At 71.6% G+C, this 17,082-nt stretch carries 11 protein-coding genes; 1 reads left to right on the forward strand and 10 read right to left on the reverse strand.

Annotated elements, in window-relative coordinates; translation table 11 throughout:
* Positions 1–21: 21 nt before the first annotated feature.
* The 7 genes from AB0K21_RS26370 to AB0K21_RS26400 form a co-directional block, all read right to left on the reverse strand.
* Entirely contained in the window at positions 22–1,758 is a 1,737-nt protein-coding gene (locus tag AB0K21_RS26370) for a CocE/NonD family hydrolase (RefSeq protein ID WP_343963248.1), read from the reverse strand.
* Between the two features lie 18 nt (positions 1,759–1,776).
* Entirely contained in the window at positions 1,777–2,706 is a 930-nt protein-coding gene (locus AB0K21_RS26375; RefSeq protein WP_364154077.1) for an MBL fold metallo-hydrolase, read from the reverse strand.
* Between the two features lie 43 nt (positions 2,707–2,749).
* A complete protein-coding gene (locus AB0K21_RS26380) occupies positions 2,750–3,670 on the reverse strand; it encodes an alpha/beta hydrolase (RefSeq protein WP_343963250.1) in 921 nt (306 codons plus the stop codon).
* A 4-nt stretch (positions 3,671–3,674) separates the two neighbouring features.
* Positions 3,675–4,811 (reverse strand): FAD-dependent monooxygenase, encoded by a 1,137-nt coding sequence (locus AB0K21_RS26385; protein ID WP_364154082.1) that lies wholly within the window; start codon positions 4,809–4,811, stop codon positions 3,675–3,677.
* 14 nt (positions 4,812–4,825) lie between these two features.
* Positions 4,826–5,779, reverse strand: a complete 954-nt coding sequence (locus tag AB0K21_RS26390; protein WP_364154085.1) for a phosphotriesterase — start codon at positions 5,777–5,779, stop codon at positions 4,826–4,828.
* Between the two features lie 49 nt (positions 5,780–5,828).
* Positions 5,829–6,812: a phosphotriesterase gene (locus AB0K21_RS26395; RefSeq protein WP_343963253.1), complete on the reverse strand. Its 984-nt coding sequence runs from the start codon at positions 6,810–6,812 to the stop codon at positions 5,829–5,831.
* Between the two features lie 186 nt (positions 6,813–6,998).
* Complete coding sequence (locus AB0K21_RS26400) at positions 6,999–8,609, reverse strand: MFS transporter (protein WP_364154089.1); 1,611 nt, start codon at positions 8,607–8,609, stop codon at positions 6,999–7,001.
* A gap of 192 nt (positions 8,610–8,801) precedes the next feature.
* On the opposite strand from AB0K21_RS26400, the gene AB0K21_RS26405 reads away from it, so the two are divergent.
* Positions 8,802–9,416, forward strand: coding sequence for a TetR/AcrR family transcriptional regulator (locus AB0K21_RS26405; RefSeq protein WP_343963255.1), 615 nt, complete (start codon positions 8,802–8,804; stop codon positions 9,414–9,416).
* A gap of 140 nt (positions 9,417–9,556) precedes the next feature.
* On the opposite strand, the gene AB0K21_RS26410 is transcribed toward AB0K21_RS26405, so the two are convergent.
* Genes AB0K21_RS26410 through AB0K21_RS26420 form a run of 3 tightly spaced genes read right to left on the reverse strand, consistent with a single transcriptional unit; the run spans position 9,557 to position 16,958 of the window.
* Positions 9,557–12,418: a hypothetical protein gene (locus AB0K21_RS26410; protein WP_364154093.1), complete on the reverse strand. Its 2,862-nt coding sequence runs from the start codon at positions 12,416–12,418 to the stop codon at positions 9,557–9,559.
* On the reverse strand, positions 12,415–15,633 hold the full coding sequence (locus tag AB0K21_RS26415) for a hypothetical protein (RefSeq protein WP_364154096.1): 3,219 nt from the start codon (positions 15,631–15,633) through the stop codon (positions 12,415–12,417). Before AB0K21_RS26415 ends, AB0K21_RS26410 begins: the two co-directional genes overlap by 4 nt.
* A complete protein-coding gene (locus AB0K21_RS26420; protein ID WP_343963259.1) occupies positions 15,630–16,958 on the reverse strand; it encodes an SWIM zinc finger family protein in 1,329 nt (442 codons plus the stop codon). The genes AB0K21_RS26415 and AB0K21_RS26420 overlap by 4 nt, the downstream gene beginning before the upstream one ends.
* Positions 16,959–17,082: the final 124 nt, after the last annotated feature.

The raw sequence follows: 17,082 nt of genomic DNA on the forward strand, positions 1-17,082 counted from the left end.
GTAGATGAACGCCATGCCCGACTACCTGTTCCCCGCCGCGGCGCGCTTCGTGAACGGCAGCACGAGCCGGGACCGGTGGGCAGCGTCGCGATAGATCTTGTGGGTGACGGGGCGACCCACCGGCAGGTGGAACGCGTCCGGCGGCAGCAGCGAGTTGTGCGCGTCGGCCGGCGGTTCGTCGTTGGAGAGCTCCGCGACCAGCTTGTGGCCGGGCAGGAACGTCGCCGCGAACGGGTAGACGCGCAACACGTACTCCTCGATCCTCCCCGGCTCGACCGGCACCGCGCGGGTGTGCGGGTGGTAGGGGTCACCCTCCGTGGTGCGCTCCTCGTCGAGCTCACGGTGCGAGGCCTTGAGGTAGGCGGTCGTGATGAGCCGGCGCCTGCCGTTCGGGGCCTCGTCCCACATGCGCAGGATGAAGTTCGTGTCGGGCTGGTCGATCTCCGCGAAGATGTGCGCGGCGCCCTGGCCGATCAACTCGGTGGGCTCGTCGAACGGAGCCGTACTCCAGCTCAGCGTCTCCACCTTGTCGGTCACCGTCAGCGGCGCCTGGTAGAAGCCGTCGGGGGCGGCGTACTCGGCGCCCATGGGCTCGGGCTCGAAGGAGAGCCTGTGGCGCGGGCGGAGGTGGAGCGACCTGTACTCCACGTCCTTCGGCGGCCACTGCGCGCCGGTGACGTTCTCGCGCGTGCCCTCGACGAAGACGGTGACGGCGGGCTCGTCCATGATCCCGTTGTCGATGCCCTTGATCCAGTAGTCGTACCAGCGGAACATCTTGTCGTGCTCCTCGACGAAGGGGCGCGACTGCATCGGCGGGTAGGGGCCGATGTCGAGCTTCTTCGGGCCCTTCAGCGAGTTGTAGAGCTCGATGGTGCCGTCCATCGTCCAGCCACGGCCCTGGTCGATCTGGAGCCAGACCGGGATGTCGATGTTGGGGGCGAGCGTGACCGGGTTGCGCTCCTCGTACCACTCGCCGTCGACCTCGTTCATCACGATGTCGAACCAGGCCTCGTGGTTCTTCGGGTAGTTCAGCACGTGGACCAGGTTCGGCCAGGCGGCCACGTCCGGGTCCCGGAGCCGCTTGGCGACGCGCTCCCTGATCTCCTCCGGGGAGTAGGTCTCGAGCATGCGGGATTTGACGCCATCGGTGAAGGCCCAGCCGGAGTCGCCACCGCGGCCCTCGCGGGCGGCGCGCGGCATGAACCACATGACGCCGCCGTGGTAGGTGGTCTCGTAGAAGTCGTAGTGGCCGCCGCTGACGAAGATCGCCTTGAGGCTCGGCGGCCGCTCGGCCGCCGCCAGCACCTGCATCGAGCCGAAGTAGGAGATGCCGATCATGCCGACGCTGCCGTCGCACCACGGCTGCGCCGCGACCCACTCGATGAAGTCGTACGCGTCCTGGCCGAGCGGGACGCCACCGGCGTTGTAGTTGCCGATGTGCTCGCCCTCGGATGCGCCGGAGCCGCGCAGGTCGCCGATGACGTGGACGTAGCCCTCCTTGACGACGCGCGCGATGTCGCCCGCCTCCACGCAGCCGTCCCACATCGGGCTGGGGCGCCGCTGCGGCGGCGTCGTGAGCGCGAGGGCCTGCAACTCCTTGCCGTACGGGCTGAGCGCCACGAGCGCCGGACGCGGCCGGTCATCCGTGCCCTGGTAGGCGTCGGCGGCCAGCGTGACGCCGTCGCGCATCGGCACGCGGAGGTCCTTGCGGACGGCGATCCTGTCCTGGCCCGCCTGGATGGTCTGGAAGTCAGCCATGGATGCGAAGTTCCTCTGTCACGAGTTCTGCTTGAAGTGTGTGCGGTAGCCGTGCATCGACGTGAAGAACGGCGACGGTTCGAGGGTGGGGTCGGCGGTGTAGCCGACCTCCCGGGCCACGGGGGCGAACGGGGAGTACGGAGAGTCCGTCTTCCGCAGGCCCGCGCACAGGCAGCCGTGGGCCGCCTTGCCGACCCGGGCCTCGATGTCGAGGCTCTCCGAGAGCGCCTCCTCCGCCTGCTCCTCGTCGAGTTCGACGCCGTACGGCGTGCCGTCGGCGCGCCGGTAGGGGTGGCCGAGGTAGAGGTGCCGCGGACGGATCTCGTCGCGCAGGTACGCCAGGCTCGCACGGTAGGCGGCAGGGTCCTCGAAGCCGGGGAAGCCGTTGGCGGCCCCGTGCACCTGGACCGCGTCGCCGACGAAGGCGGAGCGCAGGCCGTCGACGACGTAGGCGACCGACCCCGGCGTGTGGCCGGGGATCGAGTGGACGGAGACGGTGACGTCGCCGCCGAGCGAGAGGGTCTCGCCGCCTTCGAGCAGCATGGTCGGCTCCATCTCGCCGGAGATGACCGCGTCGGCCGCGGCCGTCACCTTCGCCTCGCCCTCGGCGTCGTTCAGATACCGCCCCCGCCCGGCGAGGTACTCGTCCACGTGGGCCCGGCGCGAGCGCAGCATCGGCGCGTCGGCCTCGTGGATCACGACCCGCGCACGCCGTCCGGTGAGCTCCCACAGGGCGTGGGCCCCGCCGACGTGGTCGATGTGACCGTGGGTCAGCAGGATCCAGCGCACGTCCTCGATCCTGCGACCGATGGCCTTGAGCGCGGGGGCCATGCCCTCGGCGGGGGAGGAGGCGATGCCGGTGTCGACGATGGCCGGTTCCGGCGCGTCGACGAAGAAGCTGTAGAGACCGAACCGACCCCACGGCGATACCAGGGGATGGACTTTCATCGCGGACATGGCTCTCCTTCCGAGCTCCGTGGGGCGGCGCGGGTCAGCGCGCGAGGAAGTCGCGGGTCTCCGCGTAGGCCCGGCGGTACTCCGGGATCCACGAGAAGTGCTGCACGAACCCGTGTCCCGCGCCGGCGTACCGGCTGACGGTCGCGTCCACGCCGGCCTCCCCCAGCTTCCGGCCGTAGAGCTCGCCCTCGTCCCGCAGCGGGTCGAGCTCGCCGGTGATGATCAGCGCCGGCGGCAGCCCGGTGAGGTCCGCCCGCTTGATCGGGGAGACGCGGGGGTCCGCCGGGTCGGCGCCGCCGTCGATGTAGAAGGCGTTGAACGGCTTCAGCCCGGCCGTCTCGAGCCCGTGGCCGACGGCGTTCTCCCGCAGCGACGGGTAGCGGTCGACGTCGAAGTCCAGGTCGAGCGACGGGTAGAACATCACCTGGTGGGTGATCCGGTGGAAGCCGTCGTCGTGCGCCATGCCGGCGACCGCGGCGACGAACGTGCCGCCGGAGCTGTCACCGGCGATGGCCAGCGTCGTGCCGTCCCAGCCCAGGGTCTCGCCGTTCTCGGCGGCCCATCGGACCGCGGCGTAGCAGTCCTCGAGACCGGCCGGGAAGGCGTGCTCGGGCGCCAGCCGGTAGCCGACGGAGACGACCTTGAGCCCGGTCTCCCCGGCCAGGGAGCGCGCGACGTGGTCGTGCGTCTCAAGGCTGCCGAGGAAGAACGCGCCGCCGTGAAAGTAGACCAGTACGCCGTACGCGTCGGCCTCGACCGGCGTGTAGACCCGTACCGGGACCTCGCCGGCGGCGGTCCGCGCGGTGAGGTCCTCGACGGAGTGGAGCGGCAGGCGGTCGGCCACGGGCGGAACCTGGGACTCCTCGCCGGCGCGCATCGCCGCCGGGTTCAGCGGGCCGGGAGGCGGCGCCGGCAGGCCGGCGAGGGTCCGGGCGATGTCGGGGTGCAGTGGCATGGCGTCAGGCCCCCTGCGGCTTCTGGGACGCGGGTTTCTGGGACGCGGGCTTCTGGCCCGGGAAGACGTCGTTGACCTCGTCCGCGGTCCAGCCCTGGCGCGAGATCCGCTGCAACTCGTCGGTCATCGGCTTGCGGACGGCCTGGTAGCGCGCCAGCGCCTCCTTGACGGAGCCGGCCTCGGCGAGGGCGTCGGCGAGGGCACCGGCGTCCAGGATCGCCGAGTTCGCGCCCTGGCCCTGGTGGTGCAGCATCGAGTGGGCCGCGTCGCCCACGAGGACGACGGAGTCCGAGTGCCAGGTGCCGACCGGGTCGATGTCGTAGACCGCACGGCAGTTGACGGCGTCCATGTCGAGCTCGCGGGTGATGTTCACGATCCGCTCGTCGAAACCCTCGACGGTCTTCAGCAGGTCGTCCTTGGTGACCTTCGGTGCCCAGGTGCTCTCCGGACACAGGGCGGTGATGTCGAAGGAGACCTGGCCGCGGTGGCGCAGCGGCAGGAAGTAGACCTTCGTGCCCCGGCCGATGTACATCCGGAGGTTGTCGTCGACGGCCATCCCGTGGGCGTCGTCGACGGAGATCACCGCGCGGTAGGCGTGCTCGCCGGAGAACACCGGCTGGTTGTCGCCGAACAGCCGCTCGCGCACGACCGACTTGATGCCGTCGGCGCCGACCACCAGGTCGGCGGTGACCGACTCGCCGTTGGCGAAGGTCAGCGTCGCCGCCTCACCCTCGTCCTTGACGCTCTCCAGCCTGTGCCCGAGACGCACCATGCCCTCGGGGAGCACACCCAGGAGAGCCTCGATGAAGTCCCCGCGGTGGATCAGGTGGGTCTTCTCGCCGAAGAGGTCGATCTCCGGCCACGCCTCCTTCAGGATCGGGTCGGCGGTGGCGGTGAGGATCTCGAAGTAGTCGCTCGGTGAGCTCACCTTCGCGATCGTGTCGAAGATGCCCCACTGGCGGAACCGGTCCATGGTGGACGGCCGCAGGCCGATGCCGGCGCCGACCTCGCGGATCTGGCTCGCCTGCTCGTAGACGTTGACGGTGGCGCCGAGGAGGCTCAGGGCCTTGGCCGCGGCGGCGCCGCCGTACCCCGCGCCGACGACGGCGATGTTCAGGTTCTTCAGGTCTGCGGACTGCATGGTTCTGGTCCTTGTCAGTTCTTGATCGAAAGGAGGTCGGCGGGGTTGTCGACGAAGATGGTCTTGATCGCGGCCTCGTCGAGACCGGCGGCGCGGAGGTCCGGGATGAGGTCGGTGAAGATGTAGTTGACGGTGTGGCCCTTCACGCCCGGCCAGCCCAGCGGGCTGCAGTTGGCGTCGGCCGAGGCGAGCACCTTGTCCAGGTGCCCCTGACCGATGAACCGGAGGAAGTGGTCCAGCCGCTGCCTGCGCGGACGGGCCCAGAAAGGCGGGTCCTCCAGTTCGGTCTCGTAGCCGAAGGTGTCGAACCCGACCCGACCGCCCTGCTCCGCGATCCAGGTGTCGCGCGTTCTGTCGGCGTTCACGCCGTCGTCGACGTGCCCGAACAGGACGCGGTCGAGCGGTAGCCCCTCCGCGTCGAAGACGGCGATCGCGTTCTCGGCGTCGATCGCCAGGTGGGTCAGGACGGGCACGCCGGTGGCCAGGGCGGCGCGGGCGGCAGCGCGGTAGATGCGCTTGTCCAGGTCCGTCATGCGGCCGCCGCGGCTCACGCCGACCTTGATGATGCCGGCGCGGCCGCCGGTGTCGCCGATGCCGACGGTGATCTCGTGGATGAAGTGCTCGGCCAGGTATTCCACGCTCGCCCGGGCGAAGAACGGCAGCGCGGTGTCGCCGCCGACGAAGCCGGTGCTCGCCACGATGTGCACGCCGGTCTTCGCGGACAGCGACCTGTAGTAGTCGACGTCTCGGCCGTTGCAGATGCCGGTCGCGTCGACGAACGTGCCGCCGCCGTACTCATGGAACCGGCGCAGTTTCGGGACGGTCTCCTCGTACCGCTGCTCGGGGGTCTTCCACCACTTCGTGTCCAGCTCGGAGCCCGGCATGCCGTACCCGATGTGCTCGTGGACGGCCACGAGGCCCAGTTCTTCGGCCGGGATCGGCCCCAGGACGGTGTTCACTCTCGACACGGCACTCACCTTTTAGCGAAGAACTCGATGGTCTTGGACTGTCGCGCGCTCAACGCACCGACAGCAGGTCGCGCGGGTTGTCCACGAGGATCCGCGCGACGTCCTCGTCGCTGAGGCCCCGCGCCGCCAGGAGGGGGACGAACGTGGTCAGGACGTGGCTGTAGCGCACGTCGTTGGCCGGGTGCCCCTTGGCGACGCCGGTCGCGTTGCTCGAGAGCAGGATCCGGTCGCCGTGGCCGGCCTCGATCAGCTCGGCGACCAGGGCGGCGCGCTCGGTGCCGGTGACGTGGGCGTCGTCCTCGGTGCCCACGTGGTCGAGGGCGACGTAGGCGCCGCGGGTCGCGACCTTGAGCGGCGCGCCGGCCGCGACGGCGTCCTTGCGATCGAGCCCGCCGACGACGACGCGGTCGGCCGGCAGCCTCTCGTCCAGGACGACCTCGAGGTCGCGCACGGCGTCGTCCCCGTAGCGGATGGACACCGGGACACCGGTGGCCAGGGCGGCGCGGGCCGCACCGCGGAACAGGCTCTCGTCGGTCGCGGTCATGCCTGTGCGGGTCGCGGCGGTGGCCACGAGGCCCGCGGCGCCCCGCCGCTCGACACGGGGGACCACCATGCCCTCGGTGATCTCCTTGGCGAAGAGGTCGGCGAACTTCTCGGCCGGCCACGGCGTCGGGGGGTTGGTCTGCGGCGTCAGGAAGTAGCCGCCGAGCGTCTCCTCGGGGCCCTGGCCCGTCGACGCGACGATGTGCACGCCGGTCGCGCGCGAGAGGGCCTCGTACAGCCGCACGTCGCGCCCGTGGAACATGCCGGTGCTGTCGACGATCGTCCCGCCGCCGTGCCCGCGGAAGTCCTCCAGCCTCTCGGCCAGGGTCTCGAAGATCTCGGCACGGTCGATGGTGACGTCGAACGCGTACTCCGCCCCCGGAACCACCGACAGCAGGGCCTCGTGCACCGAGACGACCCCCAGCTCCCGCGCGGGAACGGGGCCAAGGACGGTGTTGACGGCGGTGTTCTCGGCAGTCTGGGCACCCATCGCTGCCCCTCCTTTCGGTCTCGGCGAGTGACCACGGTCACGTCGCGACGTGAGTCGTGTTACGTAGATTTTACAGCGTGTCAATCAATTATCCAACGGGTAAACTGGATAATCTACTCGTACAGAGCAGGTCGAGGTCCCATCCCCGGGCAGCGGGGACCTCGACCCGGTCCGGCGACTCTCAACTCACTCGGTGGGGACGAGTTCCTCCTCGCTCAGCGGCTCCTCGGCGTCCGCGCGCTTCACGCCGAAGAGTCCGAACAGCGTCAGAGCCGCCGCGGCGGCGGCACAGAGGCCGGCGACCAGGAACGCGAGGCTGTAGGCGCTGCCCAGCGACTCGAGCGCGAGCAGGCGGAGGCTCTCCGGCATCGGCACCGGCAGCATCTCCGGCCCGGTGCCGGGCACGACCGGCATCGAGTTGATCGCCATGGCGCCGCTCCCCTGTGCGATACCCCCGGCGATGTCGGTGTACGGCGGCTCAAGCCCGGACTCACCGATCGCCCTGCCGAAACCGGCGCTCAGGTCACTGTTCGCCCCGCTGACCGCGAACGCGGCGATGAGCACCGGACCGAGAGCGAAGCCGAAGTCGCGGAGCAGGTTGGTGGTGGCACTGGCCATGCCGGCGAGCCGGAGCGGAACACTGTTGATCGCGACGGCCGTGATCGAGCCGACGGTGAGCGCGAAGCCGACACCGAGGGCCGGCATCGGACCGATGAACCTCGTCCAGTTCATGTCGTGGACGTCGAACGTCGAGCACCAGATACCGCTGACGGCGATGAGGGCGAAACCGACGGTGAGCACCCAACGAGGCGAGAAGTTCCGGATCAGGTGGGAGACGGCCGGCACCAGCACGAAGGCCGGACCCTGGATGAACAGGAACAGCACGCCGATCTTCAGAGCGCTCTGGTGCTGGATCGCGCCGAGCCAGATGCTCATCGAGTAGCAGATCGCGAGGAACGCGAACATGCCGACCACCGTGGCGATCGCGACGATCGCGTAGGAACGGTTGGCGAAGATGCTGAGGTGCAGCAGCGGGACGTCGGCCCGCAACTCGATGACGACGAAGGCGCCGAGGAGCACGAGGCCCGCGACGAAGGCGCCGATGATCTCGGGACGGGCGAAGCCGGCTTCGGAGCCCTGCGTGGCGGAGAAGAGGATGGCGATCAGACCGAGGGCCAGTGTGACCTGGCCGGGGATGTCCAGCTTGCGCCCCTCCGGCGCCGAGGAGTCGACGGCGAACCGGGTGATGACGACCGAGACGACCGCCGCCGCGATCACCACGATGTACGACGTTCGCCAGTCGCCCTCTGCGGCCAGCCACCCGCCCATCAGCGGGGAGATGGCCGCACCGATCGAGAGGAAGCCGGCCCAGACGGCGATGGCCTTGGAGCGGGCCTCCTGCGACGGGCTGACCGCGGCCAGCATGGCGAGCGAGATCGGGTAGAGGATCGCGGCTCCGAGACCCGCGACGGCCTGCCCGATCCACAGGATCTGGACCGTCTCGGCGACGCAGCTGACGAGCGAGCCGGCAACGGTCAGCAGGGCACCCGCCTGTAGCAGCCGCTTGCGGCCGAACAGGTCACCGAGCACGCCGGTGGTCAGCTCGAAGACGACCATGGGGATGGCGAAGGCGGCCGTGATCCAGGTCAGTTCGGCACCGGTGGTCTGGAACTCCTGCTGGAAGGTGCCATTGAGCGCGCCGGGCAGCGAGTACGCCACTTGCGCGAGGAGTACGGCGAAGCAGCCGGCGACCACCGTTGCGGTGTGGCCCTGCTTGCGCGCAGCGGTCTGCGTCATGCGATTTCTTCCTTGTCGATAGGCCGGATGATCGGTTCCGGCCGCTCGGGATCGGCCACCCGAGGTGAGCGCGACCACCTGTTGAACGTGCAAGGTGTCATATAACTTGACACTGCATCAAGAGTCTGAGCGATATGTATTCAGAACGATCAGCAAGGGTGGAACACAGCCGTGGTGCCCTATGCTGGCGGCATGGCTACGCTTCGTGCGGCACAGAAGGAGATGACGAGAAAGCTCCTGCTCGACGCCGGCCTGGACCTGTTCGGGTCGAAGGGCTACGCGACGACGACGGTCGACGACATCGCGTCGGTGGCGGGGACGACCCGGGTGACCTTCTACGCGTACTTCCCCTCCAAGGTCGATCTGATGAAGGCCCTCGTCTCGGAGCGGCTCAACGCCGCACTCGACCGGCTCCCCTCCGCCGAGCACGGGTCGACCGAACGTGAGCTGGTCGCCGTGGTCGAGGACGGCTCGCGAGAGCGGATCCGCGGGTGGCTGGCGTCGACCTCGGAACGATGGGATGTGATTCGCCCCTACACCACGGCCGCCTTCGAGGCCGCGGCCGTCGACCCCGAGATCCGCGCGCTCCTCGACGAGTGGCTGAACGAGGCCATCGGTGACATCAAGGAGGGGCTGGACCGTGCCGGCCGGTTCCCGGCCGGCACCCGCCACTTTCGTGGCGTCATCGCCATCACCGAGCTCGACCACGTCGCGCGCCACTGGAAGCCGGGGACCTGGGGTGTCGGGCGCGACGAGATGCTGGACGTCCTCACCGAGAGCTGGATCGGCTCGATCGGGCGCCACTGAGCGCCGAGCACGCCGGCCCAACGGAACGGGAGGATGGAAATCAGGCCCGAAAAGTGAGGGACGGCACTGCGGCAGCACGACCACCACGATGATCGACTCCCTCTCGGGCGGCCCCCGGGAGGGGTCGTCCGCTGAGCCGATCAGGCCTCCCGGGTCAGGAACCGGTGGAGGCTCCGGCAGGCCCGGATCAGCGAGGTCGAACCGCGCTTCTTCGCGTGGGCGGCCACCTCGGGGATCTCGCCCCGCGCGCCGGCCCACGTGGCGATGTCGGTGGCCAGCACGACGGCGTCGGTGTGCGGACGCTGGGCCCGCTCGCCCTCCCTCGGGAGGAAGGCGGCCAGGAAGTGGCGCAGGATCGTCCACACCTCGGCGTGCGCGCCCTGCTTGGCGGCCAGCTCCAGTGAGGGCAACGCGGGGCCGGCGTCGTAGCGGGTGCGGCGGCCGAACAGGCCCAGCAGGCGACCCGTCTCGGCGGCGGGGAGCGCGCCCTTGGCCGCCAGCCGAAGCAGCGAGGGCACCGCGTCGTCGCCCTCCACAGTGAGGAAGTAGGCCAGGACCAGGGCCGTCGCCGGGCCGGACGCGCCTTCGGCCAGGGTCAGGTCGCGGAGGTCGTCGATCGCGATGTCGGGCGGGTCGAAACGGTCGATCAGGCCGATCGCCAGGTGGGCCGCCGCGAGCTCCCGGTGATGGGGCGTCATGCCGGGCCAGAAGTGACGTGACAGGCGCCGGAACGGGCGCATCTCGGGCGCGGTCAGCAGGGCGTCGAGGTGGGCGAGACCGGTGGGCTCCACGGGGCGCCAGCTCACGTTGACGATGCCGCGCGGGTCGAGGACATGCTCGTCGTAGGGCACGACGCGGGAGCCGAGGTCGAGGGTCCAGGTCAGCTCCACCTCCGGGGGTGGGGGCGCGCCGCGCTCGAACCGGCGGGCCACCACCGCGGCGGCCGCCGAGCCGATGCCCTTCGCGCGTTCGGCCAGGTCGGGGGCGGGATCGGGCGGGAGGCGCAACAGGGCCTGTGCCACGTCCAGCGGGAGCGGTTCGCAGCCGGATTCCGCGCACCCGGCCAGGCGGTCGAGCAAGGTCTCGGGGTCGAGGTGGCCGTCGGCGCGGGTGGGGGTGGCCAGCAGCACCGGGGGCAGGGCTCCGGTCTTCGCCGCGCGCAGGAGTTCGTCGAGGCGGGACAGGAGGAAGGCGTGGGGGCGGGCGCACTCCCGCAGGTGGGGGAGGCGGCTCCAGGGGGCGGGCGCGGGTCGCGCCTTCGGGTCGTAGAGGTCGGTGAGGTCGGTGAGGTCGGTCTGGACGTCGACCGTCCGCAGGATCTCCTCCTGTACGTAGTCGGGCATCTCGTGGAGCGGGACGACCCTGCGGAGGCCGGGGAACAGCTGGAAGGCCGTGGCCGCGATGTTCACCATGCCGTCGTACAGGGCCTGCCCGAGATCGCCGGACAGGCCGGGGAAGGCCTGCTCCGCGTCGGCCCGCTGCTCCTCGGAGATCGTCCTCCGGTACGCCGGGCGCTGCCTCGGCGGACGGGACACCGGCGGCCCCGGATCTTCGCCGGGGTTGACGAGTTCCCTGGCCAGCGCCGTGCACCAGTCACGCGGGGAGTGCCACGCCGGCGCGTCGTAGAGCACCGGCCGCAGGTGTTCGCCGAACCGCCGGGCCAGCGTTTCCTTCAGGGAGTCCGGGTTCGTATGCGCCTCCCGTATGACCGCCGCCAGCCACGCCTCGACGCCGACCCAGCCGATCTCCTCCGGCGGGCCGCTCTCCAGGCCGGAGGTGGGGAACGGGCCGGGGACGGTGGCCTCGGGCAGGCGGCCGGGGGTGAAGTCGCCGGTCCAGCCCTCGGTGAAGCGCTCGAAAAGCCGCCGGGCCGAGACCGGGGGCAGCAGTTCGGCCGCCTCCAGGATCGGGGCCGGGTCGGTGAGGTGGTCGGCGTGCTTGAGGGTGAGGGTGACCGCGCGGTCGCGCACCTCGTGGGAGGCGTGCGCGTACGCGTTGGTCAGCGCGGTGACGTGGTCGGCCACACGTTCCGGTGCGGTGGCGAGGTCGCGGGCGAGCCAGGTCAGGCCTTTCACGGCGAGCTTGGCCTCTTGGCGGAAGGTCATCGCCTCGACGGCCTCGGCGACGTCCGCCGGGTCGAGCCGCGCCTGGCGCACCTGCTGCCAGGCCAGCTCGGCCACCGGGCCCGGCGCGGCGGGCAGCAGCCGCAGGTAGTCGCGCAGCCGCCCGGCCGACTCCTCCGGCGTGGGCGCCACGAGCGTGTGCAACCGGACGAAGAAACGCAGGTCCTGCGCCTCGCCGCCGCGCAGGAAACGGCTCACGCAGCCGGTGATGATCTGCTCGCGCGGCAGCGTGCGGGCGGCCAGGGCCAGCCAGCGGGACGGCTTCGGGGTGAGCGTCTCGTCGACCAGCGCCCGGCCCGCGCCGGCCGCCTCGAAGATCTTCGGAAGCAGGTGGGGCGTGAGCGGGTCCTTGGCCACGCCCACCGCCGACAACCAGGCCGCCACCAGCGGCTCGTGGTCGGGTGGGGTGGCCTCGCCGTCGCGCAGCAGTTCCAGGGCCAGCGGCACGATCCGGTCGTCGGGACGGCGGATGCGGCGTGCGAGCCGTACCGCCAGATCGGCACGCCAGGCCACCGGGCGACCGGAGAGCGCCCTCACCAGCCGGTGCGGGCTCGGCGCGCCGGACCAGCGGGGATTGAGGTCGCGTTTCATCAGCCAGGTGGCCACCCCGGCCGGGCCGGGAATGGTCGCCGCACCCACCATCATCAGCACCTCGGACGGGCCGGTGACCTGGTCGCCGACGGTCCGGTCGAAGGCGTCCCAGCCGACGGTGGCGGCCGGCGGCGGGCTCTCGCGGAGCTCGGCGAGCAGACCCGGCAACTCGGCGGCGACGCCTGCCCGCTCGGCGTCGGTGAGCTTCGGCAACCGCAACGCCAGCCCCTCGGCGTCGTGGTCGAGCACGAGATTCCTGATCTCGGTACGGATGTCGTCAGAGGTCATGACGTGGCCCCGGTGAGCTGGGCGTGGAGGCGCCTGCACTCGTGGACGAAGCGGATCGTCCGGCGGCTCCGCGCGAACTCGCCGACGACCGGGATCTCCCCGCGCGCGCCGGTCCAGCGTGCCACGTCGGCGGCGAAGGCGACGAGTTCGGTGTGGGTCACGGTGATGCGCCGCCCCTCGCCCGGCAGCATCCCGGGCAGCAGGGCGCGCAGGATGCGCCACACCTCGTGGTGGCCGCCGGCGTCGGCCAGCTCGGTCAGGGCCGAGATGGCGGGGCGGGTCTCCAGCCAGGTGCGGCGCAGCAGCAGCGCGAGCTGGCGGCCGATCGCCTCGGCGGGCAGGTCGCCTCTGGCCGCCATCCGCAGGACCACCGGGATCGTCCCGGGCACGCCGCTGCCCAGCAGGAAAGCGATGATCACGGCCGTCGCCTCGCTCACGGGGCCGTCGCAGGCGGCCAGGCGGGACAGTTCCGCCGGGGTCACGCTCGCGTACCAGCGGCTGTGGAGCACGAACGGCAGCATGTTCACGGCCACCGCCTCGCGGTGCGAGGGCAGCATGGCCGGCCACCCGCCGATCCCGCTGCCCAGGTCCTCGCCCGACCAGTCGAACGGCTGCCGCAGCAGCACCTCGTCGATCAGCTCGTCGCCGGTGGGCGTGGCCCGTAGCATCGGCGTCAGGCGGACCTCGGTGAAGTGCTCGGGTTCGTCGTCGCCGAACTCGACCATGGACGCGTCCACCATGTGGGTCCACCGGAGACCGCACTCCGGGTCGGGCATACCCGGCCCGGCCAGCCATTCGGCCGCCGTGCGCGCCGCCGCGGAATCGATCTTCGCGGCCCGGTCGGCAGCGGCCTGGTGGCCGCCCCGGGGCAGCCGCAGCAGCGCCTGCGTCAGATCGGCCCGCAGCGGTTCCACGCCCGCGTCGGCGCACGTCTCCAGTCGGCCGACCAGCACGTCGGGATCGAGGTGGCCGGTCATCCACGTCGGCGTGGCCAGCAGCACCGGCGGCAGCGTGCCGGCGCGCAGGGCCCCGTACAGCTCCGCGTAGCGGTTGACGAGGAAGTCGGACGGCGGCGAGAGACGGTTCGGGTGCGGGAGCCGGTGCCGCCGCCGCCACTCGTGCGGGGCGGGAAGCGGCCGGGGCTGGAAGGAGCGCAACCGGGGCGGGACGAAGCCGACGGTGACCGCCACGAGCGGCTCGTCCGGGCCGGGCGGGGGCACCGGCAGGCCCTTTCGCATGGCCGTGATCCGGTCGGGGTTCACCCCCAGCTCGGCCATGCGCTCGTAGGCGCCATGCAGGGCGTGCCACGGCATGGCCGCCACCGAGTCGTCGTAGAGGACTCCGGGCTCTACCGGACGGCGCTCGCGGTGATCCGGGACGGCGTCGTCGAAGTCCTCATACTCGTCGGACTCGTCGGACTCGCCGGGGCCCGTGTCCGGTGCCTGGTCGTCATCGGAGGGCTGTCCGTACAGGTAGACCCGGCCGTTGGCGAAGGGGATCGGCCGGCCGGCCTCGACGGCCACGGCCCCGGCCGGGCCGTCGTCGCTGGTCCAGGTGATGAAGACGACGCGGAGCGGGGTGTCGTCGTCGAGGTAGCGGCCGGGGCGCCAGCCGCCGACCACCGTGATCCGCCGTTTCGGCGGCTCCAGCTCGATCTCCTCGCCGCGGGCGACCGGGCGGACCGAGACCGAGTGACTCGCGTCGTCCCAGAACTTCTCCGGGCCGACAGGGGGGATCTCCGGCAGGGTGCCGGGCACGACGAGCTCCTCGGCCAGCACGGCCTGCCATTCGTCGGGATCGGTGATCTCATTCCTGTCCCGCCGGTACCGTGTCTGCTGCTCGACGTGCGGCCTCAGCCTGCGGCGCAGGTTCGTGCGGTTCTCCGCGACCCCGGCGACGAACGCCGCCATCCAGCGTTCCCATCCGATCCACCGCTCGTGGTGGTTCGGGAAGATCGACGGCTCGGGGAAACGCTCCGGTGAGGGCACCTCGGGCAGCGGCGGGAACTCCTTGGCCTCGATCAGCTCCTCGACGGGCCTCTCCCCGCCGAACCGCCCGGCCAGCTTCGCACCCAGGTCGGCGGGGAGGTGGCGGACGCCGTCGAGGATCGCCTCGGCGTGCTCGGTGAACAGGTCGGCGTATTTCAGGGTCAGCTCGACCGCGCGGTTGCGCACGTCGAAGGACTTGTGCGCGTACGCCGTGGTCAGCGCGGTCACGAAGTCGGCGGCCGCCTCGGGCGTGGCCCGGATCGCCCGGTCGAGCCAGCGCAGGCCCGTGGCGGCGAGCTTGGCCTCGTCCCGGAAGGTGAGCGCGTCGACCGCCTCGACCAGGTCGGCGTGGTCGAGCGGCATCGCCCCGCGCACCTGCCCGGCGGCCAGCTCGGCGACCGTGCCCGGAGCCGACGGCAACAACCGCAGGTAGTCGCGCAGGCGGGGAGCGGACTCCGCGGGCATGGGGTCGAGGAGCGTGTGCAGCCGGACGAAGAAACGCAGGTCCTGCGCCTCGCCGCCGCGCAGGAAACGGCTCACGCAACCGTCGAGCACCTGCTCCCTGGGCAGCTCGCGGGCGGCGGTGGCCAGCCAGCGGGTCGGCCGGGGCTCCAGCCGCTCGTCACGGAGGGCGCGGCCCGCGCCGTCGGCGTCGAAGACGCGAGGCAGCAGCACGGGGGTCAGCGGGTCATCGGCCACGCTCGGCGCGGCCAGCCAGGCGGCCACCAGCGGGTCGTGGTCGGGCGGCACGGCGCCGGACTCGCGCAGCAGCGCCACGGCCAGCGGCGCGATGCGGTCGGCGGGACGGCGCACCCGCCGGGCCAGCCGGACCGCGACATCGCGACGCCACTCCCAGGGGCGGGTGGCCGCCACCCGGCACACCTGGGCGACGTCGGGGTCCTCGGCCCAGCGGCGGTTGACGTCGCGGCCGGTCATCCACGCCACGGCGGCCGCCGGGCCGGTGATGACGCCGACACCGGTCAGCAGCAGCGCGCCGGCCAGTTTGTCGAGCAGATCGCCGACCTCCCAGGAGGCCAACTCCTCGAAGTCGTCGGGATGCTGGGCGCGCACCCGCTCGGTGTGGGCGCGGCGCAGCTCCTTGACGAGGCCGGGCAACCGCCCGGCCGACTCGGCGCGCTCCTCCTCGGTGAGCGTGACCAGCCGGTCGGCCAGGCGGGTGACCTGGTTGCGAGTGATCAGGTCGCAGATCTCCGCCCAGAGGGTCATCGGGAGACCTCCACGGCGGCGCGGGCGACGATCCGGGCGGCCAGCACGTGTTTGCACGGCCCACGGGAGCCGCGATGGTCCCACCACCACTCGCAGGTACAGGAGCCGTCGGCCAGCGAGACCCGGCGCGCGCCGCCCGAGGTGCGGACGGTGGCCAGCTCGCCTTCGAGGTGCACGGCGCCCGCGTCGACGAGCTTGCGCGCCTTGGCCAGCCGCGGGTTGAGCAGGATCACATTGTCCTTGTCATAGGGCAGCTCACGGTGGAAGTGGGCGGCCTCCGACAGGTCGTAGCCGACCCGGCCGGCGACGCCGAGCTGTGTCAGCGCGGCCCGCACCCGGTCGGCGGGGATGCCCGCGCGGTCGGCCAGCAGGCCGATCTCGACCTCGGGCTCGAAGTTGAGCAGCATGCCCACCACGTCGGCGTCGTTCTCGGCCTCGTCGGTGGCCAGGTCGTCGAGCACCGCGCCCTCGCCGGAGAAGCCGCGCCAGCGCTCGGGCGAGAGGGTGAGCGTGTAGCGCATGCCCGGCAGCTCCAGCTCCCAGGCGCTGGAGGCGGCGTCGGCCGGGCCGTACACCCGGAGGGACTTCGCGAAGCGCAGCAGCGGCAGGAGGGTGCCGAGCCGGTTGGGGCCGGCGAGCTGGACCGAGCCCGGAACCCGACGGTCGGAGACCTTCAGCTCCCGTCCCGCCTGCGCCACCCACACCGTGCCCTTCTTGGGCAGCCCGCGCAGGAACCGCACCGCCGCCATGCCGGTCAGCTCACCACGCTGGTCCATGCCCGAGGCGATGACCTGCACCTCGGCGAAGCCGCGCAACCAGCGCTCGGGCAGCGGCACCTTCTTCTCCACCACCGCGCCGTCCATCGTGGTCACGACCAGTTCGTCGAGCCCGACCCCCAGGTGCAACGGGTCACGCGCGCCGATGCGCGCCAGCGCCTCCCGGAGCGGCGCGTTCACGTCGACGTTGGTGGTGCCCCGGTCGAACACCTCGCCGTCGAGCGCGCCGTTCAGCAGGTCAAGCCGGGCGTACACGCCACCACAGGCCGAGAACGACTCGAACCGCAGCCGGTCCCCGTTGCACGTCACCACCGGGTCCCGCACCCAGCCGGGCCGCGACTGCGGCTGGTGGTAGCGGGCCAGCGCCACATCGGCGACGCCGAGCAGGGCCGCCGCGGCGGGGGCCGCCTGGGTCACCACGCCACTGAAGAACCGGGGGGCCACGGCCGGGCCGGACAGGGCCCGGCCGCCGGAGGTCGCCAATCCGAGACGACCGTCGACGAGGGAGGAGGGCGCGGCGTACGTGTACGCCTGCGTCGCTGAAGTCATGGCCGGGACATTAGATCGCCCCACCGACAAACCGGCGCGGGAGATGTCACCTTCTGTACGCGCTGCACAGGTTCGAGACCTTCCACAACGAACACCGGCCTCATCGGGCTCTCCTGCGGGGTAC

Source organism: Streptosporangium sp. NPDC049248, assembly GCF_040678965.1.
Taxonomy (GTDB): domain Bacteria; phylum Actinomycetota; class Actinomycetes; order Streptosporangiales; family Streptosporangiaceae; genus Streptosporangium; species Streptosporangium fukuiense.